Origin of the sequence: Bacillus sp. JNUCC-22 (genome assembly GCF_018861275.1) — a bacterium.
GTDB classification, from domain to species: domain Bacteria; phylum Bacillota; class Bacilli; order Bacillales; family Bacillaceae; genus Bacillus; species Bacillus velezensis.
In genome coordinates this window covers 2049606-2074867 of sequence record NZ_CP076408.1, presented here as the reverse complement: position 1 = coordinate 2074867, position 25262 = coordinate 2049606, and the positions used below count along the sequence as shown (strand labels likewise).

The window sequence follows — 25262 nt, the reverse complement described above, 5'->3', positions numbered from 1 at the left end:
CTTGAAAAATAGAAAGCGGGCTTTCTTTATTACCAGAAGAGTAAACCTCCAAGCGCAAATCCGGTAATGAAACCAAGGCCGATACCGTAGGCTGCTCCCCAGCCTCCCCAGCCTCCCCAATAGCCGAACCCGTATCCTCTGTGACGGCCGCCGACAGGGGCGATATACACTTTGCTGTTAGTCACCCGTACGATTCTTCCGACGTGGACTCTGCCGTTTCGTTCTGTAATTCTTGCTACTTTTCCCTGGTGCTGCCGGCAAAGATGATAATAGTTTTGCATCTTTTCTCCTCCTATCCAACCTATCTTTCTATGTCAGCTTATGATAGAGTGCGGTAAAAAGGTTGGACGAAAACAGGAGGACAATCGCCGTTTTACTTGTAAGCGACAAAAGCGCAGTGTCCCATATATTCACGGTACGTCTGCATAAGCTCGTAATGAGCCGTCAGCGTATCGTAGTGAACCGGCTGAATAACGGGTGATAAATCCATTTCTGTAGTCGGCTCCTGCGCATTGTTTTCATAGACAGCGGGAATGAAATCCGCTTTCTGAAAGCCTTGCTGAAGCAATCTCTGTTTCCATGCCGTTTCATCCTGCAATACGGTAAAACCGTAGAAGTCTTTTATCTGCGTGATGGCGTTTTCCGGCATGGGTTTTTGTAAAGCAGCTTCAATGCCGATCAGCATACCCCCGGGTTTAAGGACTCGCAGGATTTCAGACAGCGATGAATCAAGATTTGAAAAGGTGAGAACTGATTCGGAAAGAACGGCGGAAAATTGATTTTCAGCAAACGGAAGCCGCTCAAGCTCCGCCAAATAGCCCGGAATGGTTAAGCCTTCAGCGGCAAATCGTTTTGCTGCTTTTTCAAGCATAAGGGGATCCTTATCAACACAGGTGACGGGGTACAGCAGGTGGCCGAGATAAGCGGCCGTCTGTCCCGTTCCGCAGCCGGCGTCAAGAATCGGTTCGCCAGGAGGAGGAGCCGCTTTTGTGAGAACGGCTTTGGAAAAAGCGAGCCCGCCGGGGTGAGCCCCTCCGACTCCGAATAAGGACAGCATTTCTAAATATTTGCTCAAAGGCCGAATCCTCCTTTTTCCTCAGCATATGTTGAGAGAAAAGCATAGGTTTGGGTAAACGGGAAAGAAGGGCGCCTCATGTTTGAAGTTGACGAATGAGCGTTCGTCTATGATAATAATGTAAGAATAAAAAGGTGGTGTTTTCTTGAAGCGGCAATTTAAACTGTTTTTTATTATATTGATCACTGCGGTCGCAGCCTCGGCGCTTACGCTGTTTATCACGGGCAATACGACCATTTTCGGGCAAGGATCGGCTGCTTTGACGAACAGCAAATTTGAGAAATTCAATAAAGCCTACGAGCAGATTAAAAGTGATTACTATCAAAAAACAGATGACAGCAAATTAGTAGACGGAGCGATAAAAGGCATGATCAGTTCCCTGGATGATCCATATTCTTCTTATATGGACCCGCAGGAAGGAAAGTCTTTTGAAGAAACCATTTCCGCTTCGTTTGAAGGCATCGGCGCACAAGTGGAAGAAAAGGACGGCAGCATCCTGATCGTATCGCCGATTAAAGGGTCACCCGCGGAAAAAGCGGGGGTTAAACCGAATGACCAGATCTTGAAGGTCAACGGCAAAAGCGTTAAAGGCCTTAATGTAAACGAAGCCGTCGCATTAATCCGCGGCAAAAAGGGAACAAACGTCAAGCTTGTGCTGCACAGAGCGGGTGTCGGCGATCTGAACCTGTCGATCAAACGTGACACCATTCCGGTTGAAACGGTGTACTCTGAAATGAAAAAAGGAGACATCGGCGAAATCCAAATCACATCCTTCTCCGAATCGACGGCAAAAGAGCTGAATTCAGCCATTGACAGCCTCGAAAAACAAGGAGCGAAAGGATACATTCTCGATTTAAGGGGCAACCCGGGCGGACTGATGGATGAAGCCATCAAAATGAGCAACATGTTTATCGATAAAGGGAAAAATATCATGCAGGTCGAATACAAAGACGGCACGAAAGAGGTCATGAAAGCGACGAAAGAGCGCAAAGTGACAAAACCGACAGTCGTCCTCGTCAATGACGGCACCGCGAGCGCCGCGGAAATCATGTCGGCTGCGCTGCATGAATCATCGGGCATTCCGCTGATCGGCGAGAAAACGTTCGGAAAAGGAACCGTGCAGACGGCAAAAGATTACAGCGACGGTTCTACCGTTAAACTGACAATCGCTAAATGGCTGACAGCGGACGGAGAGTGGATTCATAAAAAAGGCATCAAACCGCAATATCAGGTTAAGCTTCCTGAATATGCGAACCTGCCGTATTTAGATGCGAAAAAAACATACAAATACGGGGATTCCGGAACCACCGTCACCAATGCGCAAAAAATGCTGAAAGCGCTGGGGTACAGCGTGAAAGTAAACGGCACGTATGATAAAGCATTTGAACAAGCCGTTAAACAATTCCAAGCAAAAGAGAAACTGAAACAAACAGGCATTATAAAGGGAGACACAACGGCCAAATTGATGACGGATCTGCAAAAACAGCTTGCGGACAACGATACACAAATGAAAAAAGCCGTTGAAACATTAAATAAGAATATGAAATAGTAAAAAACACCCGATGCGCCGCTCGCGCATTGGGTGTTTTTTGTTTGCGAAAAGCCCGTCTTATGTCGTTTCCTGTTCAAAAAGGTGGCTGTTCGCCTGAATGAAAAACTGTGATTGCTCATAGTGATAGGTGACTTTTGAGAAGTCAAACGGCTGGCCGTTGGTTAAATGAAAAATCGTTTCAACGCAAAGCTTAGGCGCTCCTGTAAACAGACCTAAGTACTCCGCTTCTTCCTCATTTAACATCCCCGCGTACAGATATAAATCTGAAAAACCGCGCTTTAACCCGAGACCTTCTCTAATATAATCAAATATTGATTCTGCCACGATCTCTTTATTCAAATACGTAATAATCGATTTGTTGTAAAATGACTCTTCGATACACAATGTCAGCCCGTCAATATATCGGATTCGCTTGACATAATACACGTCGCCGTCAGGCGGCATATTCAGATTTTGGGCAGCCTCAGGCGTGGGTTTTCTCACTTCCAGCGCTAATAATTTGGAAGTGACATTAAAATCTTCAAGTGATTCTTTAAATCCCTGATTAGAAAGCAGACTGATATACCCTTTTCTTTTATTCCGTCTGACAAAAATGCCGCTTCCCCTCACTTGAAACACAATCCCCTTTTTTTCTAATAAATCTAAGGACTTGGTGATCGTGCTTTTGCTCACGTTAAACCGTGTCATTAAGGTTTGCAGCACAGGCAGTTTATCCCCTTGCTGCAGCTGATGTTCTTCTATGTATTTTTCAATATCTAACGCGATTTGCTGGTATTTTAACATATACATTCCTCATTCATTTATTGTCCCGCTTCTTTCAGAATTATAGCATAATCGTTTTTAAAAGCCATTTCGTAAATTAACTATAATTGTTTATGTATTGATAAATTATACCGGTACAATTATAATGTAAACGTATAATATGAAAATGAAGGCAGGAATTCTTCTACACTTGCGAAGCGGTGGTTGAAGCTGCTGCAGTGCATTTATTCGGCATGCAAGCGGCAGTCAAATAAAGGAGGATATAAACGATGGGGACATTGCCAAAAGATTTTTTATGGGGAGGCGCTCTGGCCGCCCACCAATTTGAAGGGGGATGGAATAAAGGCGGCAAGGGGCCGAGTGTAGTGGACGTCATGACAGCAGGCGCGCATGGTGTGCCCCGGAAAATAACAGATACAATTGAAGAGCGGGAATTTTATCCGAATCATGAAGCGATCGATTTTTATCACCGTTATAAAGAGGACATCGCATTATTCAGCGAGCTGGGCCTGAAATGTTTAAGAACGTCCATCGGCTGGAGCAGAATTTTTCCTAAAGGTGATGAAGCCGAGCCCAATGAGGAAGGATTGGCTTTTTACGACCGGGTGTTTGATGAATTGCTGAAACATGGGATTGAACCGGTAATCACGCTGTCACATTTTGAGATGCCGCTGCATTTGGCGAGGGAATACGGCGGTTTCAGAAACAGAAAAACAGTCGGGTTTTTTGTGAAATTCGCTGAAGTGTGTTTTGAACGCTATAAACATAAGGTGAAATATTGGATGACGTTTAACGAAATCAATAATAAGATGGATGTGAATAATCCGATCTTTTTATGGACGAACTCGGGCGTCGCCGTTAAAGAAAACGAAAACGCAAAAGAAGTCATGTATCAGGCCGGCCATCACGAACTGCTGGCAAGCGCATTGGCAGTTTCGAAGGGAAGAGAAATCAATCCCGAGTTCAGGATCGGCGCGATGGTATCACATGTCCCGATTTACCCGTACTCATCTCACCCCGATGATGTGATGCTGGCTGAAGAAACGATGAGACAGCGTTTTTTCTTCCCGGACGTGCAGGTTCGCGGATATTATCCAAGCTATGCGTTAAAAGAGTTTGAAAGAGAAGGCTATCAGATACACTTTGAAGACGGTGATGAAGAGATTTTGAAAAACGGCCGAGTGGACTACCTCGGATTCAGCTATTACATGTCCACTACCGTAAAAAGTGACGTGATAAACGATAATACCGGGGATGTCGTAAACGGAGGATTGCCAAACGGCGTGGAAAATCCTTATATTACAGCGAGTGATTGGGGCTGGGCGATTGACCCGACCGGTTTACGGTACACATTAAACCGCTTATACGACCGCTACCAGATTCCATTATTTATCGTGGAAAACGGATTCGGCGCCATTGACACATTAGAAGAGGACGGTTCAATTCATGACGCTTCAAGAATTGAATATTTATCGTCACATATAAAAGCTGTGGAAAAAGCAGTCACATATGATGGCGTGGATGTAATGGGCTATACACCATGGGGAATTATTGATATCGTGTCATTTACAACCGGAGAAATGAAAAAACGCTACGGCATGATTTATGTTGATCGGGATAATGAAGGCAACGGTTCAATGAAGCGGGTTAAGAAAGACTCATTTGAATGGTATAAAAAAGTGATTGAAACAAACGGTGCATATGTATCTTAAAGGTGTAAAAAGGGAAGGCTTCACTGTTGTGTGAAGCCGGCTTTTTATCAGTGGTTTTGAAAGCGCATTCATTTAAGCGGGAAGGAGGTGACTGTCCGGCTTTTCATTTAGAATCGCTTATAAAAATAAGGAAAGGGATGGTGGTTCATGTTTTTTAAAAAAAGTCTGCACATGACCCTGGTTTTTCTTATGTTTTTCTTTTTCATATCAAGCAGCACAGAAACCGAAGTGTATGCAGCTGATCGGAAGGCTTCAGACAAAAACAAAGTAAGGGTGTGGTTCAGTTCTGAAAAAGATCCGGCTTCCCGTACGTGGTATGACGGGCCGCTGGAAGTGAAATACGCCTTAGACGAACAAACACCGCTTATATGGACAAAAAAGAAGGCTTCTGACTCCGCCGCCGTGTATATTGATCCGTCGCACCGCTATCAAAGTGTGTTGGGCGTAGGATCGTCCCTGGAAGAATCCACAATCCATAATTTATCAAAAATGACACCCGCAAAAAGAAAAGAAGTGCTGAAAAAATTGGTTGATCCCAAAGATGGTATCGGCATGGACGTTATGCGCATAACGATCGGGACATCTGATTTTACGGCACAGGAATTTTATACGTATGACGATATGCCTGAAGGCCAAACAGATCCTAAGCTCCGTCATTTCTCGATCCAAAAGGATATTGATTTACACATTACAGCAACCATCAAGGAAGCGCTGGCGATAAATCCGGAACTGAAAATCATCGCCTCACCGTGGAGCCCGCCGGCTTGGATGAAAACGAATGAAAACCTCAAGCGGGGAAAGCTGAAAGATAAATATATCGGCGCACTGGCCGTTTACTTCCGCAAATTTATTGAGGCGTACGAAAAGCAGGGAATTCCGATTTATGCGATGACCCTTCAAAATGAACCTTTGCTGGAAATCGACTATCCGAGCATGTACATGCCGCCGTCTCAGCAGCGCAAACTGGCACTGGCCTTAAAAAAAGAAATGAAAAAACACGTAATTGACACGAAAATTTGGATTTATGATCACAATGCGAGCGGGGCGTGGAACTATATTCCGCCGATTTTAGATGATAAAAAAGGAAACCGGGCGGCAGACGGCATCGCTTTTCACGATTATGACGGTGACCTTTCCGTCATGTCGGAAATCGGAAAGAGATATCCTGATCAATCTATTCACTTAACGGAGCGGTCTGTCTGGGGGACGGCAGGGGCGGATCGGATCGCACAGTATTTCCGCAACGGCGCGTCGAGCTACAATGCGTGGGTGACGATGCTCGACAGTCAAATCAAGACGCATCATTGGATAGGCACCCCAGACCCGACGCTGTTTATTCAGGATGCTAAAAACCCTGACCGCTATTGGAATATCCCGATCTTTCATATAACAGGCAACTTTTCAAAATTTATCGACCGGGGAGCAAAGCGGATAGAAAGTAATTACGGCTCCAAAAACACAGTCTCGAATGTATCGTTCCTTAATCCTGATCAATCCATTGTGACAGTCGTAATCAACCAGACATCTTCAGAACAAAAATTCCATGTCGTTTCAGAAAATCGGCAGTTTGAAGCCGTCATCCCGGCAAAAACCGTCGCCACCTACAAATGGCAGCACAAAAAGTAAAAAACCGGCACATTTACGTGCCGGCTTCTTTCTGTTAAGCGCCTTTTTGGTTCAGTTTATCAGAGGGCGCTTTATTGAATAAACCGTCTTTGACGGCGTTTGAAGACGCTTTTTTTACAAAAAACGGGTTAAGGATAATAACGGCTGCCATGTTAGCGGTCAAACCCCAAAACCCTTCATATATACCGTGGGCGGATTGGGTGATATTTACCGTAAATGTCACGAGAAGACCGACGAGAAGACCGATAATTGTCGCTTCTTTCGTTTGATTCTTCCAAAACAGACTGACGGCGATAGCCGGAAAGATCTGAACCATGCCGGAAACACCGAGAAGCTGAAGGGTAACGAGCGCAGTCGGGAACAGCATACCGAATAAAAGCGCGAGCCCGATGACGACAAATACCATTGAACGGGTGATCAACGTCAGCTTGCTTGGTGACACATTCGGGTGAATCAAATCCCGATATAAGTTATTCGCAAATAAGTTTGATGCTCCGATGGCCATGATAGAGCAGGGAATTAATGACGCAAGGGCGATCGTGGAGTAAGCAAAGCCCTGCGCGACTCCGCCGTAAGACGTTTGAATCAGCTTCAATAAAGCGAGCCGCGGATTGGTATCTTCCGGCAGGACAAGAAACGCGATAAAGCCGAGAAAAATAACAAGAATCAAAACAATATTATAAAGCGGCAGAAACATGCTGTTTTTGCGGACGGCATCTGCGCTTTTTGCCGTAAATACGCCGGTTGCCGCATGCGCCCACATAAAGAGCGCCAGCGCAGATACGATGGAAGCTGTGATAAACCAAGGAATTCCTTTCGGCCCCGAGTCCGGAATCGTCAGCATTTGCGGCGCTTTTTCAGCCAAAGTGTGAATCATCGGCGTCCAGCCGTGAAAATGGATCAGCGGGAGTGAGACGACCATAAACAGCATAATCACCCACACCAGAATGTCTTTAATAATCGCCGTAAACGTCGGCCCTTTAATTCCGCTGAAAAAAGTATACAGCGCTACAAGAATAAAGGAGATGATGACGACCATATTAACATTAATGACTCCCGTTCCGGCCACCTGAAGCGTATCTTGAATGCCGCTCAGCTGGAGACAAATATAAGGAATGAGCATAAGAACGCCGACAATGGCGACAAGACTGGCCAAAAGCTTACTGTCAAAACGCTCACGGGCGTAATCGGCAAGCGTCGTTAATTTATGGATTTTTGCCACTTTCCACAGCTTCGGCAGAAAGAAATAAGCAATAAAATACGCCAAAACAGAATACGGGATTGCAAAAAAAGCAACGCTTCCCCCTGTGTAGGCGGTGCTTGTCAAGCCTAAAAACGTATAAGCCGTATAGAGGTCCGCGCCGACTAAAAACCAGACGAGGAGCCCTCCGAACCGTCTTCCGCCGACAGACCATTCCTCAACAGAAGTACGTGATGATTTGTCTCTTCCGGCTATAAAGCCGATACAGACAACGGTTAAAACGATGACGGCTGTAATGATCAATGCTGTTATATTTGCGGGCATCAGTCCAGTCCTCCTTGTTTCTTCTGCAGCCTATAAATAAGAAACGAACATAATGGAGTGACTGCGATCCATAAAAGCAGCCAGAAATGAAAAAAAGGCAGCCCGATAATGATCGGATGAACCCGATTAGCGACTGACAGCAGGGCCAGCTGGCTGAAAGGAATTAAGATGAGAACGAAAATTAGTGCTTTTCTGACCATTTACTTTCCTCCTGAAACTTGATAATGCTCCTTATCATAGCAGGTGTCAGATAAGATCACAAGATATTTTTCAGAAAAAAAAGAATTCTATTACTTTTTTAACTGAAACACTTTAGTTGCATCTTCATTCATATTAAATTAGAATAGTTAATATCTCGAAATCAAGATATTTAGGAGTGAATACATTGAATACACAAGGATTGCACCATGTTACCGCATTTGCAAAAGATCCTGCTGAAAATCTTCGGTTTTATACTGAAGTGCTGGGTTTGCGGCTCGTTAAAAAAACCGTTAATTTTGACGACCCGGCCACTTATCACTTTTATTTCGGCAACCAAAACGGAGAGCCGGGCACGATCATTACATTTTTTCCTTTTCAGGGTAGCCGCCCGGGAACCGTGGGAAAAGGGCAGGCCGGAAGAATCTATTTCTCCGTGCCGAAAGGAGCACTCGCGTTTTGGAAGCGCCGGCTTGAAGAAAACGGCTTGTCTGTAAAAGAACAGATCATGCTGTCTGAACAAGTCCTTCTCTTTAATGATACAGAAGACCTGCCGCTTGCCATAATGGAAGATGAAAGAAGCGGACAGAGTGAATGGACTCCTTCGGGCATTACTGAAAAAGAAGCGATCACAGGCATGAGAGGTGTTCTTCTGTACTCGTACCGTCCTGAAGCAACCATTCACTTTCTCATAGAACGCTTCGGTTATTCAAAGACAGGAGAAGAAAATCAGATTGTCAGGCTGCAATCGGAGGCGCGGATCGGACATATTATAGATGTTGACCTTGCGCCGAAAGAAGCAGGTGCCGGCGGTTACGGGACAGTTCATCATGTCGCTTTCCGCACTAGCGACAAAGAGCAGGCGGAGTGGAAGGGTATTCTTGCTGATTCTCATCTTGCTTCATCTGACATTCTTGACAGGTCATACTTTACTTCAATCTATTTCAGAGAAAGCGGCGGCATTTTATTTGAAATGGCAACCGATGAACCGGGCTTTATGACGGATGAATCCTTTGAAAATCTCGGAACAGAGCTGAAGCTTCCGGAATGGCTGGAAGAGCATCGCAGTCAGATTACAGCTGTTCTGCCCAAAATGGAGAAAGGAGAATGATGATGAAACATGTGTTTGAACAGGGAACGTCAGAAAATGTTCTGCTGCTTTTGCACGGAACGGGAGGAAATGAACATGATCTTCTGTCGCTCGGACGTTTTATCGATCCGAACGCAAGTCTGCTAGGGGTCAGAGGATCAGTGTCGGAAAACGGCATGCCCCGTTTTTTTAAGCGGCTGAAAGAAGGGGTATTTGACGAGAAAGATTTAATTGAACGGACGGAAGAATTAAAGAATTTTATTGATGAAGCGGCGCAAATGTACGGGTTCAGCAGAGAAAACGTGATTGCTGCCGGCTATTCAAACGGCGCCAATATTGCAGCAAGTCTTTTGTTTCATTATAAAGATGTACTGAAAGGAGCGGTTCTGCATCATCCGATGGTGCCGATACGCGGAGTGAAGCTGCCTGATATGGAAGGGCTGCCTGTGTTTATCGGTGCGGGAAAACGCGATCCCCTATGTACAAAAGAAGAATCGGAGGAGCTTTATCAGCATCTGACAGATGCTCATGCATCCGTTGCTCTTGAATGGCAGGAGGGCGGTCATCAGCTCACACAGCAGGAAGCCGAGCAGGCACGAGCCTGGTACAGTGAGCGATTCCTATAAAAAACCCTTAGTCTGCTTAAGCGGACTAAGGGTTTCTTTTATCTTACAGCCAAGTTGACACTTTAGATACAGGCAGCCGGTTGCTTTTATGCGCCGGCTTAACGGCTTTACCGATTGAAACCAGCATGACGGGCACGAAACGCTCGCTCACGTCGAATTCTTTAACGAATTGCTCTTTATTGAATCCGCCGATCGCGCAAGTGTCGTAGCCTTTTGCTTTAGCGGCAAGCATCAGCTGCATCGCTGCTAAAGAAGCGTTTAAAAATGCTGAATCACGGGCAAACTGATCATTTTGGTATGCACCGTTAATCTGGCCTAAAAGCGTTTGTTTAATCTCTTCTGTGATATTGCCTTGCTCAGCCAGTTCAGCATAAACTTCTTCACCATTTTCATTTGCTTTTAAGTCGCCTAATACGGCAATAACTGCTGATGAATCAATAATCTGTTTTTGATTAAAAGCTACCGGAAGCAGGGCAGCTTTTGCTTCATCACTGTGAAAGACTTGAAAATGCCAATGCTGAAGGTTCCAGGCGGAAGGCGCTTGCGTTGTGATTTCAAGGAGTTCTGTCAATTCCTCTTTTGTAATGACCGCGTCTTTATCGTATTCTTTAACAGATGCGCGTTCCTTTAAAACGTCTAATACGGATGTCATCATGTTTCCTCCTTCGGATAAACGTGTTATCATAATAGAAAAGTTAGAAGCTTACTAAATGTAACTCGAAAACTAATTTTAATGGATCACAAAAAACTTGTCAATTCATAGATGAAGGGATGAACTCACGTGGGATATACAATGTGTCCTAAAATGGAATCCGCTTTTTCTCTTTTGGGAAAGCGCTGGAACGGCCTCATTATCCATGTACTGATGGACGGGCCGAAACGATTTAAAGATATGACCGAAACGATACCGACAATCAGCCAAAAAATGCTCGCGGAGCGGCTCAAAGAGCTGGAACAAAATGAAATCGTCGAGCGTCAGGTGCTGCCTGAAACACCTGTCAAAGTCATTTATAAACTGACTGATAAAGGCTTGGCCCTGCAAGCCGTTTTTCAGGAAATGCAAAAATGGGCAGACAGTTTTTGCGAGCCCGGGGGATCTGCCAACGACACATGTGATGAATAACAAAGGCTGCCCAAGGCAGCCTTTTCTTAATGATAATGTTTACTCGTCATAAAAACCATTAATATCAAAATTGTTCAGATTGAAATTCAAGCCTTTTAATTGCTTTAATAAAGCATCGAATGTAAGGAAATGATCTTTTTTACATTCCGCCGGAACATCATTTGGAGAAAATAATTTCATTCCTCCTTCAATCCACTGTTTCCGGTATAACTGAAATGCCGATTCAATTAAATGATCAGGCGTTACAATAAACCCTAAGCTTACGTCATGGTCTTCGCTGTAGCCGAATTCAAACCCGCAGCAGGGGCAAATATCAAATGTTTTTTGATATTCGCCGTTATAAACGGGACTTGTCTCTAATCCTTTAAATCCGCATATCAAACAAGGGTACAACTCACTAACCAACATACATCCCTCTTTTATTCAGTTTGCAATCATTCAGAACAAGCGGGGAGGCCTTTTACAGTTTCCCGGTTAAAAACTGAGCCTCACCAAGCCCGAAGCTCCAATCGGCGTTCCCGTTTTCCGTAATGGAAATCATGACGTCCTCGGGTGATATGCCGCATTCTGTTTCAAGCTGATCAGCCATCAGTTGATATAACGTTTCTTTTTGATGTTCGGTGCGCGCTTTGCTGACAATGCTGATGATGACAAGATCTTTGCTTCTTTTGAAACCGAGCCCGGTATCTTCAATGATAAGCTCATGAGGCCGATGCTGGTGAACGATCTGATAACGGTCCGTTACAGGGACGTCAAAAGCTTTAACCATGGCGTAATGGGCGGTATCCAGTAATTTTTTTAATGCTGCGTCATCCCGGCCTTCAATAACGTCAAAACGAAGTAATGGCATATTTTATTCCCCCTGATGGTTTTTTATCATGTCGCAACTTGTAAAAAAGTATAACAATTAATCAAAATGTAATCAAATTCTAACCAAAATATTTATACATTAATGCAATATCAGAGAGAGGCACATGTTGTTACAATCGCCCAATCAATTTCCTCATTTTATGAATACGCTTAAGAATAGGCAGACATAAAGGAGGAAAAACATGTACCCTCGTCATGCATTGTATCGCGGGAATTTCGGTCCTGCCGGATTTCCGGCGAGAAGTCCTTTTTTGTTCGGCGCTCCTTTATTCGGCGGATTTTTAGGCGGTCTTCTCGGAGGCGTGATTGCCACAGGTTTCACAAGACCCCGCTATCCGTACGGGTTCGCCGGTTACGGATACGGAGGCGTCCCATACGGCGGTTTTGGGCCGGGAGCCGGCGGTTATCCGCCATTTTATTAAAGAAAAAACGGCCTGCATTGCGCGGGCCGTTTTTTTATCTTAAAATCTCCACTTCCGATAGATTGTAGTCTTCCTGTTTTGAAAACATAACTTCAATCATCCCGTCTTTATAGACTGCTTTTGTTCCTTTCCGTTTGACGAGGCTCGGAAGGACGATTTCTTTTTTTCCTTCTCCCAGACTGCTGTTCTCTACAACGAGGCTGTGTGACGTATGCTTAATCCTGATACGGTCGAGTTCCTCTTGTTCGGCGGGAATTTTCGCAAAAACATGATCGGATGTTTCAAACAGGTCAATTTCCGGCTTGGGCGGTTCCGCTTCGACCGGCTCGGCATTTTTGGACATGGGATCGCGAAAAGGGAACTGTCCGGCATAACCGGCGCCGAATACGCTTTCCATCACTCGGTTGACATATGTCTCGACATCTTTCGGATCAGCATTTTTAAACGTTTCTTTAGAGAACTGATTTTGGAAGGGAAAATATTTGTTCCAATCAAACACGGCATCTCACCCTTTCTTAACGGACAACATAGTATATGCCCGCCGGAAGCTTCCCGTGATATAATATAATCTGTTTACAGAAAGGAAGGGGAAGGCCGTGCAAGGGAATAACGCAAGAAAAGGAATCATTTATACCGCTTGTTCTTTCGCCATGTGGGGGCTGTTTCCGGTCTACTGGAAACTTCTTGAACAAATACCCGCATTGGACATTTTAGCTCACCGGATTTTATGGTCATTTGTTTTCATGTGTGTGCTTTTAACTGTGCTTAAGAAGTGGAAAACCGGATGGCGTGAACTGCGTCTTTTGAAATCGGAAGGGGGCCTGCTGGCGCTTTTTTTCGCTTCCGTTTTAATTTCCGTTAATTGGTTTGTGTACATATGGGCCGTCAATCACGGCTTTTTGCTTGAAGCAAGTCTCGGGTACTACATTAATCCGCTCGTTTCCGTTCTTTTGGGCATCCTATTCTTAAAAGAGAAGCTTAACAAGATGCAAACAGCAGCCGTTTCTATTGCCGGGGCGGCCGTGATCATATCTGCGTTTCAATATGGCGCGGTTCCTTATATCGCATTGCTGCTTGCATTCAGCTTCGGCCTGTACGGCTTATGTAAAAAAAGAACCCGCATGTCCAGCACGATCGGACTGACGCTGGAGACGCTTTTGATTACCCCGGCTGCACTTATTTATTTAGGATATACAGCTGACGGGAGCACTTCCGGGTCCTTGGGGGCAGGAACATGGGCGCTCCTATTCTTCGCAGGCGTATTTACGGCCCTGCCGCTGTTGCTGTTTGCAGAGGGGGCAAAGCGTCTGCCGCTGTATCAAGTCGGCATTTTGCAATATATAGCGCCGACCATTACCCTTATGCTCGGCGTATTTGTGTATCATGAACCGTTTTCCGGGCAAAAAGCGTTTACCTTCATTTGTATATGGGCAGCATTGCTTTTGTTTACCTTTTCACAGATAAAATGGAAGCGGCCGATAAAAAGCCGCTAAGCCTTTCGCTTTCCAGCGATAGCTTAAATTATGTATAATCATTACGAGTATGTAAAGGAGCTGTACAATGGGCACTGATAAAGACATAGCAAAAGCCTATCAGGCACTGTGGAATAACCGCACTCTCCCGGCTTCAACTCTTGAAGAAGCGGAGAAGGCAATTGATCTTGAATTGCTTGATCAAAGAACACATCCGAGGCTCCGGAAGTCACCCGAGGAAAAGTTTGCTCTGGCCGTGCAGCGAATTGTAGATTCCCGGCTGCGGCCGATTGAGAAATATGAATTGGTTGAACTACATACGAAGCGTTTGCAATTTTTAAAAGAAGAAAGAGGGGAGCAGCTATGAAAGCGATTATAAAAGAAGATGTGCAAACTTCTTTAGAGCGATATGCCGATCGTCCTGTATATATCCATTTGGAAACAACGACCGGTTCTTATTCAGCGCATCTGAATGAGAAAAACATGACGGTTGTAGCCTATATACGCAATGCAAAAGTGACGTACCATCAGGCGAAAATCAAGGGAAACGGCCCGTACCGCGTCGGTTTGAAAACGGAAGAAGGCTGGATTTACGCAGAAGGTCTGACTGAATATACAGTAGATGACGAAGACCGCTTGTTAATGGCAGGGCATCTGCCGGGCGGAAAATTGGCGATTTCGCTTCAAATCAGCGAAAAGCCGTTTACAGTTTAAAGAAAAGGGTGAAAATCATGAAAGAACATGTACTCGTCATCCTGCCTCACCCTGATGATGAATCATACGGAGTGGCAGGGCTGATTGCTTTACACAGACAAAAAGATATTCCCGTTACGTATGCATGCGCAACGCTTGGCGAAATGGGGCGGAACATGGGAGACCCTTTTTTCGCGAACCGTGAAACACTGCCGCTGTTAAGAAAACAAGAGCTGATCGACGCATGCAAAGCAATGGACGTTACTGACCTGAGAATGCTCGGGCTTCGTGATAAAACACTTGAATTTGAAGATGACGAGTGGCTCGCTGATATGATGGAAGAGATTATCGACGATGTAAAACCGAGTCTGATTGTCACATTCTATCCGGAGCACGGCGTCCATCCGGATCATGATGCATGCGGCGAAGCGGTTATCAGAGCGCTTTACAGAAAGAAAAAAGAGGACCGCCCGCGCACGCTTTGCATGGCAATCACCCGCAACAGGGAGGAAGCCGTCGGCAAGCCTGATGTCATTCTTGATATTAAAGAGGTTGCCGATATTAAAATGAATGCCTTAAAAGCGCACCGCACCCAAACGGAAGGCATGCTGAGAGAGCTGGAAGAAAAAATAAAAAATAACGAGCCGGTTCTTCAGACATGGTTTGAAGAAGAAGTGTATTGGACATATCCGTGGAAAGACTGATAAAAAAAGGGATAAGGCTGAAATGCCTTATCCCTTTTTTTGTGTCAGATCGGAGGCGATCGCTTCCGCAAGCGAAGACCGTATTGATAAATTTGAAAAACTCAGTCCGAGCTGCACCGCGGTTTGGGCGATTTCAGGACGGATTCCGGATAATGTCGCTTTCACGCCGAGCATTCCGAGTGATTCAATTAAGGTGAAAAGCTGTTGGGCAACCATCGTATCGATCATGGCTACGCCCGATAAATCAATGTACAGCTGCGTGATGCGCTTCTCTGAACACTGGTGCAGCGTATTCTCTAAAATCATTTTGGCTCTTGCCGTGTCAATATCCCCGATCAGCGGCAGCAGTCCGACATTATCAAAAAGCACAATTACCGGCGAGCTCAGCTCGGTGATCAATTCTTTTTGCGCTTCAAGCTGAATGTTTGTGTTTTTATACATTTCCTCTATGAAAATATGAATCACCACATCAAACGATTTAATCAGCGTATGGAATATATCTTCGGCATCTTCTTCTGTCAAGGTGTCTGAATGAAGTCTGGTAAACTGCTTGACATGGCCGACATACAAATCACGAACTCTGATAAACTCGCGAATAATATAATGGATGGGCGTTTTTAAATGTTCTTCATCCCGTGCGGCTTCAAACGCCCACTTTTCCAATGCCGCTGTATATACTTCCTTCTCTTCAGAAAAAATCCGGTTGAGCTGATAATTAAACGCCAGATTTTGTTTTTTCAGATTCGTGAGTACAGCCGGGTCAGTAGAAGCATAAACAGAATCAGGATCCGTATCATGAAGGGTATCAAACCATGTCTGACTGATGTCCTCCGCCCGTTCAGTTAAATAATCGTACAGCAGTTTATGTTTTGGCATTGCTGCTCCTCCTTTATGAAATCATCATTTTTTTTACATAACGCGTTTGCAGCTTCAGCAGTCTGAAGAATAAACCGACAGCACCTGCGGCAAGTCCTGCAATTAACCCGATCCAATAGCCGTATGCCCCGAGGCCCGTATAAGTGCCGACTGCGTAACCGACCGGAAGCCCGATAATCCAATACGACACAAAAGCCGCGCCGAGTGTATAGTTGACATCCTTATATCCTCTCAGAGCGCCTTGTATCGGAGCTGCTACGGCATCAGAAAGCTGGAAAAACAGCGCATAGATTAAAAAGTGCTGTGTCAACATGAGCACAGCCGGATCTGATGTATACATTCCGGCGATTTGCGGTCTGAACAGTAAAATGAAAGCCGCCGTGCATAAAGAAAAACTAAGCGCCATCACGATCCCGATATAGCTGTATGAGCGGGCATCTCTATAGCGATTTGCGCCTGCTTCAAAGCCGACCAAAATGGTCATGGCCATGGATACGCTGAGCGGCAGCATATACAAGAGGGAAGCAAAATTCATTGCCGCTTGGTGGGCTGCAATCGTCACCGTCTGAAAATGACTCATAAGCAGTGTGACAGCCGCAAAAATGCTCGTTTCAAAAAATACCGCAAAACCGATAGGCAAACCGATTTTCAAAAGCTTTCTGCATTCAGACGGAGAAAAACGGTACAGTTTCCGAAATATAGAGTACCCGGCAAACGGCTCAAATCTGCAGACGATAAAAAAGCTGATGGCGCAAATACACCAGTAAGTCAGGGCGGAAGCGAGCCCCGCACCGACTCCGCCCAATGCCGGCATGTTGAATTTCCCGAAAATAAATATATAATTTAAAACAAAATTAATAGGCAATGAGCAAAGCGTAATAAGCATTGTGACTCGCGTTTTGCCGAGTGCATCAATAAACGAGCGCAAAACGGTGTACACAAACAAAGGAAAAATACCGAGGGATAAAAACCCTAAAAAGTGTTTTGCGATCGTCCGGACACGAGGTTCCAGCCCCAAATGTCCCAAGATCATATCAACGGTGAAAAAGCCGATCAGGATAACCGCCGCACTGAGAACGGCCGCTACATAAACGGCCTGGATGACGGAAAACGGCACTTCCTTTTGTCTGCCGGCTCCAAACAGCTGCGAAACAACGGGCGTAACGGCCATTAATATTCCTGCAAGGCCCGTATACACCGGTGTCCACAGGCTTGAACCAATTGCAACCCCGGCTAAATCGGCAGCGCTCACTTTCCCTGACATCACCGTATCCAAAAAGGTGATCAGGGAAAGGCCCGCCTGTGTGATTAAAATCGGAATGAAGATATGTAACAGCTGTCTGACCTTTTGGCCGATCGTGTTCGTTTCTCTCAAGTTAGGTTCCCCGTTTCTTTATTTTAACGAGAGAAATTATAACATTTTATGTATAAAAAGCAATGAAAGCCGGCCTACTCTTTTTTGTCCGGTTTCGGCTTTTTAAACATCTTGGCATAAATGAATGAAAGTGAAATGACCCCTAAAAAGGTGCAGATATATTGCATCAGCCGTGCGAATTCCATATGATGTGCGCCTCCTTTCATGATTATGGTGCGCACAGCGGCGCATATCCATGCGCGCGATGCAGAAAATAAGGGAAAGGAGCTGATGTGACATGCGCCACACTCAAATGACGGAAAGCGCGTTTACCGCTGCCGTTCAAACGTATTTGAAACAAATTACGGAGGATGCCGGAATGATACTGCGGACATTGGATGAAAAAGACCAATGCCTTCTTTGCGAATTAGATGAACTGGGACATACGTTTCAGGAAATGCAGGCTGTCGCTTCGTCGTTTTACCTGCAGACATATATCGAACATTTTACGCCTTCCTATACAGAGCTGGCGAGGGCCGTGCAGCATCTGGCGGAAGAAAAACACGGAGCGCTGATTGTGATTGAACGTGCAGATCCGCTGGACGGAATAATACAAAAAGGGACCAGCCTGCATGCCGAGATCAGTGCGGCTTTAATTGAGAGTATTTTTTATCCCGGCAATCCGCTTCACGACGGAGCCGTATTGGTCAGAGAAAACCGGGTTGTATCAGCAGCCAATGTGCTTCCGCTCACAACAAAACATGTCGATCTCAAATACGGGACGCGCCACAGGGCCGCGATGGGACTTTCGGCCGTGACTGATGCACTCGTGCTCGTTGTTTCAGAAGAAACGGGAAAAATGTCCTTTGCTAAAGACGGCGGACTGTATCCGCTTGTTTCTCCGCGGGCGCTTCATGCGAAATAATAAGAAAATGGGAATATTGTACCCATTTAATATTAATAAGGTGAACATCTTTACCTTTTTCTGTATTGATGTTATCGTTTAAATATACATAAAATTTAAAAGAATAGGGAGTGGAAAGATGGCAAATGTATTGATGATCGGCTTTCCGGGAGAAGGCCATATCAATCCGTCTTTAGGCGTCGTAAAAGAACTGAAGGCAAAAGGGGAACATGTCGTATATTACGGCGTGAAGGAATATGAGAACAAAATCGCGTCAAGCGGAGCGGAATTCCGTGAATATGAAGATTTCCGAAAAGATGAATTCGGAAAAAATGCAACGGGTGATGAACAGCGGGACGCTACCGAGTTTTTGCTATTAATGATTGAGACTTCCAAAAAAGCCGCACTCCGTATTCTTGAGGAAGTAAAAGATGAATCCTACGACTACATCCTGTATGATCATCATTTTCTGGCAGGAAGGCTCGTGAGAAACCAGCTGAAACTGCCGGCATATTCACTTTGTACGACATTTGCAATGAATGAAGCATTTATTAAAGAAGTGTTTTCAAATACAAACCTTGTATCAGAGGAATCATCTCATTATCCGGCTTATACCGAAGCGGTCAGCCGGCTCAATGAAGAATTCAGCGCAGACATTAAAACGCCGTATGATATTTTCTCAAATGACGGCAGAAAAACCATCGTATTTACTTCAAGAGCGTTTCAGCCGAAAGAAGAAGAGTTTGGCGATTCTTATCTCTTTGTCGGTCCGTCCATAACCGAAAGGGCGGCGGCTCAAGATTTCCCGTTTGAACAGCTTGAAGGAGAAAAAGTCCTGTTTATTTCCATGGGTACGATTTTTAACAATCAGAAGGAATTGTTTAATAAATGCTTAAAAGCGGTCAGAAACTTTAACGGAAAAGCCGTCATGTCAATCGGCAAACATCTTGATCCGGCGGAGCTTGATGAAATTCCTGAGAATGTCATTGTCAAGCCTTATGTTCCGCAGCTTGAGATCCTGAAGAGAGCGGACTTATTTATCACTCACGGCGGAATGAACAGTACGAGCGAAGGGCTTTACTACAAAACCCCGATGATCGTCATTCCGATGGGCGCAGATCAGTTCGCCGTCGGAAGCCAAGTGGAAAACACGGGCGCGGGCAAAATGTTTAAAAAAGAAGATGTAACAGCGGAACTGCTTACTGAAGCAATAAAAGAATTGAGCGAAAATCCTGAATATCAGACAAAAACTTCTGAAATCGGAGAATCCCTGAAAGCGGCCGGCGGAGCACAGCGTGCAGCGGAATTGATAGCAGAAGACGTGAAAACTGCCGAGACCCGGGTTCTGTAATCAGCCCTCACCCGCTTCCTTTAAAGGAAGCGGGCTTTTTTTGATTGTTTTTCGGGAGGATTTTTCACGCCGTAAAGAGAATTGTATGAAAAACAGACAAGAAAGGTGGAATGTCGCGGAAAAAAGCCATGTTATGAAAATGATTCCAAAGTCTTTTGTGAAATGTTCTCAATTTATGTAAAATGTGTGGCATTGGTGATGATCTAAGGCCAAATGAATCGGAATTAATGTCGACTTCTGAATGAATCCTGCATAACAGGCGGCGTCCAAAGAAAAGGAACGTCCCTTTCAGCAATGATAAATAGGAGGTTTTTCGTTATATGAAGAAAAAAATCGCAGCCGGACTGGCTGTATCTGCAGTAATGACTTCAACCTTCGCCGTGCATCCCGCTGAAGCAAAAACCATTCAAGTAAAAAGCGGCGACTCTCTTTGGAAGCTTTCCCGGCAATATCATACAAGTATTTCAGCCCTGCAGGCGGAAAATAAACTGAAATCAACGATACTCCACCCAGGACAGCGGCTGCACATTCCCGACGGCAGCGGCACACATAAAACGGGGCAAAAGGGAAAACGAAGCACGGGTGCCTACACAGTTACATACGGAGACTCATTATGGGTGATCGCAAAAAAATACAAAATGAGCGTTTCTGAGCTGAGAAGCTTGAACCGTTTGAGTTCAGATGTCATCTATCCGGGCCAGAAACTGAAAATTAAAGGGTCTGCCGGCGGCACGGACGGAGGCGGCAGACAGACAAAGCCTGATAAAGGCGCATCAGGGACTTACACTGTGAAGCCGGGTGACTCGCTGTGGAAAATCGCCAATCAAACCGGGATCACCATCGCCGAACTGAAAAAGCTGAATCAATTAACATCAGACATGCTGTATCCGAATCAAGTGTTAAAGATCAAAGGTTCTTCACATAACGGAAACAGCGGCACAACACCGCCATCTCATTCAAACCCTTCTGAGAAGCCATCCACTTACAAAGTAAAAGCAGGCGATTCCCTCTGGAAAATTGCTAATCGGTTCGGCATCACCGCTCAGCTCATCAGAGAAAAAAATAAATTGACAACTGATGTGCTTCAAATCGGACAAGTTCTGGTGATTAACGGAACGGGAAAAACAGAAGATCCTGTGCGGCAGCCGGATAACAAACCGGCAAAACCAAACAAGCCGAATACTCCCGAACCTCCGGTGACAGGGTCAAAGATTGACAGAATGATAGGCGAGGCGAAAAAACATGTCGGCGTGCCTTACCGCTGGGGAGGCAATACGCCTGCGGGCTTCGATTGCAGCGGTTACATCTATTACCTTTTAAATAAGGTAAGCTCTGTTTCCCGTCTGAGCACGGCCGGATATTGGAATACGATGAAACATATCAGCCAGCCGTCAGCAGGCGACTTTGTCTTCTTTACGACATATAAAGCGGGCCCTTCTCATATGGGGATGTATTTAGGCGGAGGAGATTTTATTCACGCAAGCTCCTCCGGGGTTGAAGTTTCAAACTTAAGCAATCCGTATTGGAAAAAAGCGTATTTAGGAGCGCGCAGTTATTTTTAAAAAAAGCCTTTCGGGGCTTTTTTTGTTTACCATTTTCACGTTTTGACAAGACTGATGGGTAAAAAATAAGGGGGAGGAAGCATGAATCGTCTCTTGCTTTTTCTCATGCTCGCATCAATTACGCTTTGCGGCTGCGGGGGGAGACCCGCTCCTGTTCCGCCCAAAAAACATGGGGAAAGCCGCGCATTGGAAGCTTCTGCATACCGTGAGCATGCCGGACTCATCAATCAAAACGGAAAAACGATCGGATATATCGAAGTGAGGGAATCTGATGATGAAGGGTCAGACATTCATATATCAGCGGGGCATCTGCCGCCCGGCACTTCTCTCGGATTTCATATTTATGAAAAAGGGACTTGTCAGGCACCTGATTTCGAATCAGCCGGCGGTCCGTTCAACCCTTTGAACAAAGAACACGGCTTCAACAATCCGATGGGTCATCACGCCGGGGATCTCCCCAATCTTGAAGTGGGGGCTGACGGTAAAGTGGATGTCATTATGAACGCGCCGCAAACTTCATTAAAAGAAGGGAGCAGACTCAGCCTGCTCGACCGGGACGGAAGCGCGTTCGTCATTCATGAACATACGGACGATTATTTGACAAACCCGAGCGGAAATTCCGGAGCCAGAATCGCCTGCGCTCCCCTGACAAAAAGCGCCCGCAGGGAATGAGCCCTTTTGTATTGAGTATACAAGGGCTTTTTTAGTATACTCGGTTATGGAATACAAATGGAAAGGAAACATCACCTATGACTTCAGAATTACAGCACCTATCACTTCCGGAAGATATACAAAACAAACTGCAGGCTTATCAAAATCATCCCGTTTCCCAAGAATTCCGGGATTTAATCGGATCATCAGGCTATGAGGCCGAAGATAAAGCGATTGTATTCGATGCCGTCATCGCTTTGACTATGGGAAAAAATATCTTATTAAAAGGACCGACGGGTTCAGGGAAAACAAAATTGGCGGAAACGCTTTCGAACTATTTTCATAAACCGATGCACAGCGTCAACTGCTCCGTAGACCTCGATGCAGAAGCGCTTGTCGGCTATAAAACGATTGAAAATGAACAGGGACAGGCGACAATTGAATTCGTTCCCGGACCTGTAACAACCGCAATGAACGAAGGACATTTTTTATACATTGACGAAATTAATATGGCTAAGCCTGAAACCCTTCCGATTCTAAACGGCGTGCTTGATTACAGAAAAATGATGACAAATCCCTTTACAGGAGAAGTGATTAAGGCAAGCGAAGGATTCGGTGTTATCGCCGCGATTAATGAAGGCTACGTCGGCACCGTTCCGCTGAACGAAGCCCTTAAAAACCGTTTTGTCATCATTGATGTCCCGTATATTAAAGGAAGCCTCCTGAAGCAGGTGCTGACCTCTCAGTCTGTCTTAAAAGATGAGAAATTAATTGAGCGCTTTATGACGCTGTCTTCTGATTTAATCGCACAAGCGCATAACGGACAAGTGTCAGAAGAAGCGGCGTCCATCAGGGCTCTCATTGATACGTGCGACTTGGCTGCGTACATCCCGCCGAAACGGGCGATTGAAAGAGGCATCGTAGAAAAACTTGACGATGACAGGGAAAAAGCCGCTGTCAGAAATATTGCAGAAACGCTGTTCGAATGAGGGATATACAATGAAGTTTATCAAATTTAATGACAGCACGATTGATTCGTTTTTGTTCATGATGCTGACTGATCTGGCCAAAACACTGACCAGAAGCAGTGAAGTTGAAGTGGAATACGGCGTGCAGTCTTACTACAATCCCTTTGAAAAGAAAATTTACATGAGCCACTTTTGGAAAGACCGATCAGCCGGGGATATGGAAGCCGGCCTGAAAAGCGATGTCTATTTGCGCGCTGTCGGAACACGCAGCAGCTCATTTCGGGAATTTGCGGGGTTTTTAAATGACGTTCACCGGCATTTCACCCGCCAAAGCTTTGCCAAGCAGCTGTTTATGCTGCTTGAGGATATCAGAATTGAAGAGCTGATCAAAAAAGAACGGCCGGGAACGAAACGTGTTTTTCAGAAGCGGAGGGAGATGTACAGGAAATATTTCACGACGCAGCTGACATTGAATTTAGAACGGAGCATTTTCACCGACGCTTTGTATTGCGCGATGTTTGTCAAGCTGACGGCTGAGTCTCCGCTTGAAGGCATTCCTTCCATGCATGAACATATTGATATGATGATACCGTATATTGAACGTCAGCTCATCCGGGTGTATGAGGCGGATTCTACGGAACAAATCGCAAAAATAACGGAAGACCTCATGGAAGGCCTTGATGAAGTGCTTGAGAAAGATATGCTGAACACGTACTTTTTTCTGCCGGAACTTGATTACGAAAAAGCGGCTGAAGAGCCTTTATTCGAAAGTGTAAAAAAAGCGCCTTCGTTAAGTGACGATCTCACGCTCCCTGAGTCTTCCGACGGAGATGAAGAAATCCTTGAAGAGAAAATGAATACGTGGCACCGGGAAACCGAAGCGCCGTCAAAAAGTTTCCTTCAATTTGATATTGAGCACGGCGCGAAATCAGATCTTGGGAAAGACGCGGCCAGAGAAGGCGATGACGGTGACCAGGCGCTCGGCTCCGTTCAAGGTTCCGCACGTCAGACGAAAAGAGAGGATTACTCCAAACTGGAAGCGCTTGAATCCATTCAGGATGAACATGAGGGCGCGGGGCTGGCTGACGGAAAAGAAAATAAATTTGCCTTCCCGGTTTATCAAACGCCTCATAAAGCGTCTCCTGAAGAGGAGCAGTCTTATAAAGAACAGACAAAAACGATAGAATCATATCAAAAACGCCTGAAGCAGATGATACAAAAAACACTTGAGCACAAAAAGACGCTCCCGCGGACCGACCTTCACGCAGGCCGGCTGAATCGCAAACTGATCCGCTATTTTACGGAGCGGAACCCGCGCCTTTTCTTTAAAAAGCAGGACCCGTCTTCAGACATTGACGCCGTTTTTACATTGCTTGTCGATTGTTCGGCCAGCATGTTCGACAAAATGGATGAAACAAAAAGAGGGATCGTTCTTTTTCATGAAGCCTTGAAATCATTGTCCGTACCGCACCAGATCGTCGGATTTTGGGAGGATACGAACGAAGCGACTGAAACGAGCCAGCCGAATTTCTTCAATACCGTCATTCCGTTTGAAGAGTCGCTGCTGCAGGCGGCGGGTCCGCTGATCATGCAGCTTGCGCCTGAAGAAGATAACAGAGACGGATACGCCATCAGACAAATGACGAAACAGCTGATGCGGCGGAGTGAGGCGCAAAAATTTTTAATCGTGTTTTCAGACGGAGAGCCGGCAGCATTCGGATACGAACAAAACGGCATCGTCGATACGAGCGAGGCTGTCATCGAAGCGAGAAAAAAAGGGATAGAAGTCATAAATGTTTTTCTGTCCAATACTGCAATAGAGGAATCACAGATGAAAACCATTCAGGATATGTACGGAAAGTACAGTATTTTTGTTCCGGATGTCGATCAGCTGCCCGATGTGCTGTATCCGCTCTTGAAAAAACTGCTTCATAAAAGCATAGGATAGGCTTTTTCCTATGCTTTTTCGCTTTTTATTTTAAAATGATTTAATTTTTTCGGTATTGATCTGTTTTTTTTACTATTTTGTGAACAATCAAGGTAGAATCCAAACGCAATCAGTGGTAAAATATCCTTGGAAGCGTTTTTATTACATAATTTTGGGCACAGCGTTCAAAAGTTATTTCAAGATAGTGAATTGATCACT

Annotated in this window: 28 protein-coding genes; 17 read left to right on the top strand and 11 right to left on the bottom strand. The window is 45.2% G+C overall.

Going from position 1 to position 25262, the window contains the following annotated elements; genetic code table 11:
* Positions 1-29 precede the first annotated feature (29 nt).
* Both JNUCC22_RS09825 and JNUCC22_RS09820 read right to left on the bottom strand, forming a co-directional pair.
* Positions 30-281, bottom strand: a complete 252-nt coding sequence (locus JNUCC22_RS09825; protein ID WP_007407946.1) for a hypothetical protein — start codon at positions 279-281, stop codon at positions 30-32.
* Between the two features lie 92 nt (positions 282-373).
* The gene (locus tag JNUCC22_RS09820) at positions 374-1075 is read right to left on the bottom strand and encodes a class I SAM-dependent methyltransferase (RefSeq protein WP_007407947.1); all 702 of its coding nucleotides are present in this window, start codon (positions 1073-1075) and stop codon (positions 374-376) included.
* Between the two features lie 145 nt (positions 1076-1220).
* On the opposite strand from JNUCC22_RS09820, the gene JNUCC22_RS09815 reads away from it, so the two are divergent.
* Entirely contained in the window at positions 1221-2624 is a 1404-nt protein-coding gene (locus tag JNUCC22_RS09815; protein ID WP_039254848.1) for a carboxy-terminal processing protease CtpA, read from the top strand.
* Between the two features lie 60 nt (positions 2625-2684).
* Here JNUCC22_RS09815 and JNUCC22_RS09810 read toward each other — a convergent pair whose 3' ends face one another.
* Positions 2685-3410, bottom strand: coding sequence for a GntR family transcriptional regulator (locus JNUCC22_RS09810; RefSeq protein ID WP_071391727.1), 726 nt, complete (start codon positions 3408-3410; stop codon positions 2685-2687).
* Between the two features lie 248 nt (positions 3411-3658).
* Here JNUCC22_RS09810 and bglA point away from each other — a divergent pair, with 248 nt between their 5' ends.
* Together bglA and JNUCC22_RS09800 are read left to right on the top strand one after the other, a co-directional pair.
* The gene (bglA, locus tag JNUCC22_RS09805) at positions 3659-5101 is read left to right on the top strand and encodes a 6-phospho-beta-glucosidase BglA (protein WP_216061673.1); all 1443 of its coding nucleotides are present in this window, start codon (positions 3659-3661) and stop codon (positions 5099-5101) included.
* A gap of 147 nt (positions 5102-5248) precedes the next feature.
* Complete coding sequence (locus tag JNUCC22_RS09800) at positions 5249-6727, top strand: glycoside hydrolase family 30 protein (protein WP_216061672.1); 1479 nt, start codon at positions 5249-5251, stop codon at positions 6725-6727.
* A 34-nt stretch (positions 6728-6761) separates the two neighbouring features.
* Here JNUCC22_RS09800 and JNUCC22_RS09795 read toward each other — a convergent pair whose 3' ends face one another.
* A complete protein-coding gene (locus JNUCC22_RS09795; RefSeq protein ID WP_039063228.1) occupies positions 6762-8252 on the bottom strand; it encodes a sodium:solute symporter family protein in 1491 nt (496 codons plus the stop codon).
* Positions 8252-8452: a DUF3311 domain-containing protein gene (locus JNUCC22_RS09790; protein WP_003153716.1), complete on the bottom strand. Its 201-nt coding sequence runs from the start codon at positions 8450-8452 to the stop codon at positions 8252-8254. Before JNUCC22_RS09790 ends, JNUCC22_RS09795 begins: the two co-directional genes overlap by 1 nt.
* Positions 8453-8637: 185 nt before the next feature.
* Here JNUCC22_RS09790 and JNUCC22_RS09785 point away from each other — a divergent pair, with 185 nt between their 5' ends.
* Complete coding sequence (locus tag JNUCC22_RS09785) at positions 8638-9561, top strand: ring-cleaving dioxygenase (RefSeq protein ID WP_039063227.1); 924 nt, start codon at positions 8638-8640, stop codon at positions 9559-9561.
* Between the two features lie 2 nt (positions 9562-9563).
* The gene (locus JNUCC22_RS09780; RefSeq protein WP_039063226.1) at positions 9564-10166 is read left to right on the top strand and encodes an alpha/beta hydrolase; all 603 of its coding nucleotides are present in this window, start codon (positions 9564-9566) and stop codon (positions 10164-10166) included.
* A gap of 43 nt (positions 10167-10209) precedes the next feature.
* Here JNUCC22_RS09780 and JNUCC22_RS09775 read toward each other — a convergent pair whose 3' ends face one another.
* On the bottom strand, positions 10210-10818 hold the full coding sequence (locus JNUCC22_RS09775) for a nitroreductase family protein (protein ID WP_039063225.1): 609 nt from the start codon (positions 10816-10818) through the stop codon (positions 10210-10212).
* 129 nt (positions 10819-10947) lie between these two features.
* Here JNUCC22_RS09775 and JNUCC22_RS09770 point away from each other — a divergent pair, with 129 nt between their 5' ends.
* The gene (locus tag JNUCC22_RS09770; RefSeq protein WP_012117759.1) at positions 10948-11289 is read left to right on the top strand and encodes a transcriptional regulator YodB; all 342 of its coding nucleotides are present in this window, start codon (positions 10948-10950) and stop codon (positions 11287-11289) included.
* 39 nt (positions 11290-11328) lie between these two features.
* On the opposite strand, the gene JNUCC22_RS09765 is transcribed toward JNUCC22_RS09770, so the two are convergent.
* Positions 11329-11697, bottom strand: a complete 369-nt coding sequence (locus JNUCC22_RS09765) for a hypothetical protein (RefSeq protein ID WP_216061671.1) — start codon at positions 11695-11697, stop codon at positions 11329-11331.
* Between the two features lie 52 nt (positions 11698-11749).
* A complete protein-coding gene (locus tag JNUCC22_RS09760) occupies positions 11750-12139 on the bottom strand; it encodes a tautomerase family protein (protein ID WP_007611992.1) in 390 nt (129 codons plus the stop codon).
* A gap of 202 nt (positions 12140-12341) precedes the next feature.
* Here JNUCC22_RS09760 and JNUCC22_RS09755 point away from each other — a divergent pair, with 202 nt between their 5' ends.
* Entirely contained in the window at positions 12342-12581 is a 240-nt protein-coding gene (locus JNUCC22_RS09755) for a hypothetical protein (RefSeq protein ID WP_003153736.1), read from the top strand.
* Positions 12582-12615: 34 nt separating this feature from the next.
* Here JNUCC22_RS09755 and JNUCC22_RS09750 read toward each other — a convergent pair whose 3' ends face one another.
* Positions 12616-13080 carry a hypothetical protein gene (locus JNUCC22_RS09750; RefSeq protein ID WP_012117757.1) on the bottom strand — a complete coding sequence of 155 codons (465 nt, stop codon included), beginning with the start codon at positions 13078-13080 and terminating at the stop codon, positions 12616-12618.
* 97 nt (positions 13081-13177) lie between these two features.
* On the opposite strand from JNUCC22_RS09750, the gene rarD reads away from it, so the two are divergent.
* The 4 genes from rarD (at position 13178) to bshB2 (ending at position 15450) form a co-directional block, all read left to right on the top strand.
* Positions 13178-14074 carry an EamA family transporter RarD gene (gene rarD, locus JNUCC22_RS09745; protein WP_012117756.1) on the top strand — a complete coding sequence of 299 codons (897 nt, stop codon included), beginning with the start codon at positions 13178-13180 and terminating at the stop codon, positions 14072-14074.
* Positions 14075-14141: 67 nt separating this feature from the next.
* Complete coding sequence (locus tag JNUCC22_RS09740) at positions 14142-14420, top strand: hypothetical protein (RefSeq protein ID WP_003153742.1); 279 nt, start codon at positions 14142-14144, stop codon at positions 14418-14420.
* Positions 14417-14767: a YojF family protein gene (locus JNUCC22_RS09735; protein WP_007611980.1), complete on the top strand. Its 351-nt coding sequence runs from the start codon at positions 14417-14419 to the stop codon at positions 14765-14767. Before JNUCC22_RS09740 ends, JNUCC22_RS09735 begins: the two co-directional genes overlap by 4 nt.
* 17 nt (positions 14768-14784) lie before the next feature.
* Complete coding sequence (bshB2, locus tag JNUCC22_RS09730; protein ID WP_007407961.1) at positions 14785-15450, top strand: bacillithiol biosynthesis deacetylase BshB2; 666 nt, start codon at positions 14785-14787, stop codon at positions 15448-15450.
* A 27-nt stretch (positions 15451-15477) separates the two neighbouring features.
* Here bshB2 and JNUCC22_RS09725 read toward each other — a convergent pair whose 3' ends face one another.
* Positions 15478-16326, bottom strand: a complete 849-nt coding sequence (locus JNUCC22_RS09725) for an STAS domain-containing protein (protein WP_007611979.1) — start codon at positions 16324-16326, stop codon at positions 15478-15480.
* A 13-nt stretch (positions 16327-16339) separates the two neighbouring features.
* Positions 16340-17701 (bottom strand): MATE family efflux transporter, encoded by a 1362-nt coding sequence (locus tag JNUCC22_RS09720; RefSeq protein WP_216061670.1) that lies wholly within the window; start codon positions 17699-17701, stop codon positions 16340-16342.
* A gap of 277 nt (positions 17702-17978) precedes the next feature.
* Between JNUCC22_RS09720 and cdaS the strand changes: the two genes are divergently transcribed.
* The 6 genes from cdaS (at position 17979) to JNUCC22_RS09690 (ending at position 25064) form a co-directional block, all read left to right on the top strand.
* On the top strand, positions 17979-18605 hold the full coding sequence (gene cdaS, locus JNUCC22_RS09715; protein WP_007611976.1) for a sporulation-specific diadenylate cyclase CdaS: 627 nt from the start codon (positions 17979-17981) through the stop codon (positions 18603-18605).
* Positions 18606-18723: 118 nt separating this feature from the next.
* On the top strand, positions 18724-19935 hold the full coding sequence (locus JNUCC22_RS09710; RefSeq protein WP_216061669.1) for a macrolide family glycosyltransferase: 1212 nt from the start codon (positions 18724-18726) through the stop codon (positions 19933-19935).
* Positions 19936-20255: 320 nt separating this feature from the next.
* Positions 20256-21497: a C40 family peptidase gene (locus JNUCC22_RS09705; RefSeq protein WP_032869970.1), complete on the top strand. Its 1242-nt coding sequence runs from the start codon at positions 20256-20258 to the stop codon at positions 21495-21497.
* An 81-nt stretch (positions 21498-21578) separates the two neighbouring features.
* On the top strand, positions 21579-22169 hold the full coding sequence (locus JNUCC22_RS09700; protein ID WP_007407968.1) for a superoxide dismutase family protein: 591 nt from the start codon (positions 21579-21581) through the stop codon (positions 22167-22169).
* Between the two features lie 77 nt (positions 22170-22246).
* On the top strand, positions 22247-23137 hold the full coding sequence (locus JNUCC22_RS09695) for an AAA family ATPase (RefSeq protein WP_003153758.1): 891 nt from the start codon (positions 22247-22249) through the stop codon (positions 23135-23137).
* A 10-nt stretch (positions 23138-23147) separates the two neighbouring features.
* Positions 23148-25064, top strand: coding sequence for a vWA domain-containing protein (locus JNUCC22_RS09690; RefSeq protein ID WP_216061668.1), 1917 nt, complete (start codon positions 23148-23150; stop codon positions 25062-25064).
* Positions 25065-25262 lie beyond the last annotated feature (198 nt).

What these genes read in the sequence shown, in the direction of transcription:
- JNUCC22_RS09825 (WP_007407946.1), bottom strand. Translation starts at nt 281, where the DNA reads ATGCAAAACTATTATCATCTTTGCCGGCAGCACCAGGGAAAAGTAGCA.
- JNUCC22_RS09810 (WP_071391727.1), bottom strand. Translation starts at nt 3,410, where the DNA reads ATGTTAAAATACCAGCAAATCGCGTTAGATATTGAAAAATACATAGAA.
- bglA (WP_216061673.1), top strand. Translation starts at nt 3,659, where the DNA reads ATGGGGACATTGCCAAAAGATTTTTTATGGGGAGGCGCTCTGGCCGCC.
- JNUCC22_RS09800 (WP_216061672.1), top strand. Translation starts at nt 5,249, where the DNA reads ATGTTTTTTAAAAAAAGTCTGCACATGACCCTGGTTTTTCTTATGTTT.
- JNUCC22_RS09795 (WP_039063228.1), bottom strand. Translation starts at nt 8,252, where the DNA reads ATGCCCGCAAATATAACAGCATTGATCATTACAGCCGTCATCGTTTTA.
- JNUCC22_RS09790 (WP_003153716.1), bottom strand. Translation starts at nt 8,452, where the DNA reads ATGGTCAGAAAAGCACTAATTTTCGTTCTCATCTTAATTCCTTTCAGC.
- JNUCC22_RS09780 (WP_039063226.1), top strand. Translation starts at nt 9,564, where the DNA reads ATGAAACATGTGTTTGAACAGGGAACGTCAGAAAATGTTCTGCTGCTT.
- JNUCC22_RS09775 (WP_039063225.1), bottom strand. Translation starts at nt 10,818, where the DNA reads ATGACATCCGTATTAGACGTTTTAAAGGAACGCGCATCTGTTAAAGAA.
- JNUCC22_RS09765 (WP_216061671.1), bottom strand. Translation starts at nt 11,697, where the DNA reads ATGTTGGTTAGTGAGTTGTACCCTTGTTTGATATGCGGATTTAAAGGA.
- JNUCC22_RS09760 (WP_007611992.1), bottom strand. Translation starts at nt 12,139, where the DNA reads ATGCCATTACTTCGTTTTGACGTTATTGAAGGCCGGGATGACGCAGCA.
- JNUCC22_RS09755 (WP_003153736.1), top strand. Translation starts at nt 12,342, where the DNA reads ATGTACCCTCGTCATGCATTGTATCGCGGGAATTTCGGTCCTGCCGGA.
- JNUCC22_RS09740 (WP_003153742.1), top strand. Translation starts at nt 14,142, where the DNA reads ATGGGCACTGATAAAGACATAGCAAAAGCCTATCAGGCACTGTGGAAT.
- JNUCC22_RS09735 (WP_007611980.1), top strand. Translation starts at nt 14,417, where the DNA reads ATGAAAGCGATTATAAAAGAAGATGTGCAAACTTCTTTAGAGCGATAT.
- bshB2 (WP_007407961.1), top strand. Translation starts at nt 14,785, where the DNA reads ATGAAAGAACATGTACTCGTCATCCTGCCTCACCCTGATGATGAATCA.
- JNUCC22_RS09725 (WP_007611979.1), bottom strand. Translation starts at nt 16,326, where the DNA reads ATGCCAAAACATAAACTGCTGTACGATTATTTAACTGAACGGGCGGAG.
- cdaS (WP_007611976.1), top strand. Translation starts at nt 17,979, where the DNA reads ATGCGCCACACTCAAATGACGGAAAGCGCGTTTACCGCTGCCGTTCAA.
- JNUCC22_RS09710 (WP_216061669.1), top strand. Translation starts at nt 18,724, where the DNA reads ATGGCAAATGTATTGATGATCGGCTTTCCGGGAGAAGGCCATATCAAT.
- JNUCC22_RS09705 (WP_032869970.1), top strand. Translation starts at nt 20,256, where the DNA reads ATGAAGAAAAAAATCGCAGCCGGACTGGCTGTATCTGCAGTAATGACT.
- JNUCC22_RS09700 (WP_007407968.1), top strand. Translation starts at nt 21,579, where the DNA reads ATGAATCGTCTCTTGCTTTTTCTCATGCTCGCATCAATTACGCTTTGC.
- JNUCC22_RS09695 (WP_003153758.1), top strand. Translation starts at nt 22,247, where the DNA reads ATGACTTCAGAATTACAGCACCTATCACTTCCGGAAGATATACAAAAC.
- JNUCC22_RS09690 (WP_216061668.1), top strand. Translation starts at nt 23,148, where the DNA reads ATGAAGTTTATCAAATTTAATGACAGCACGATTGATTCGTTTTTGTTC.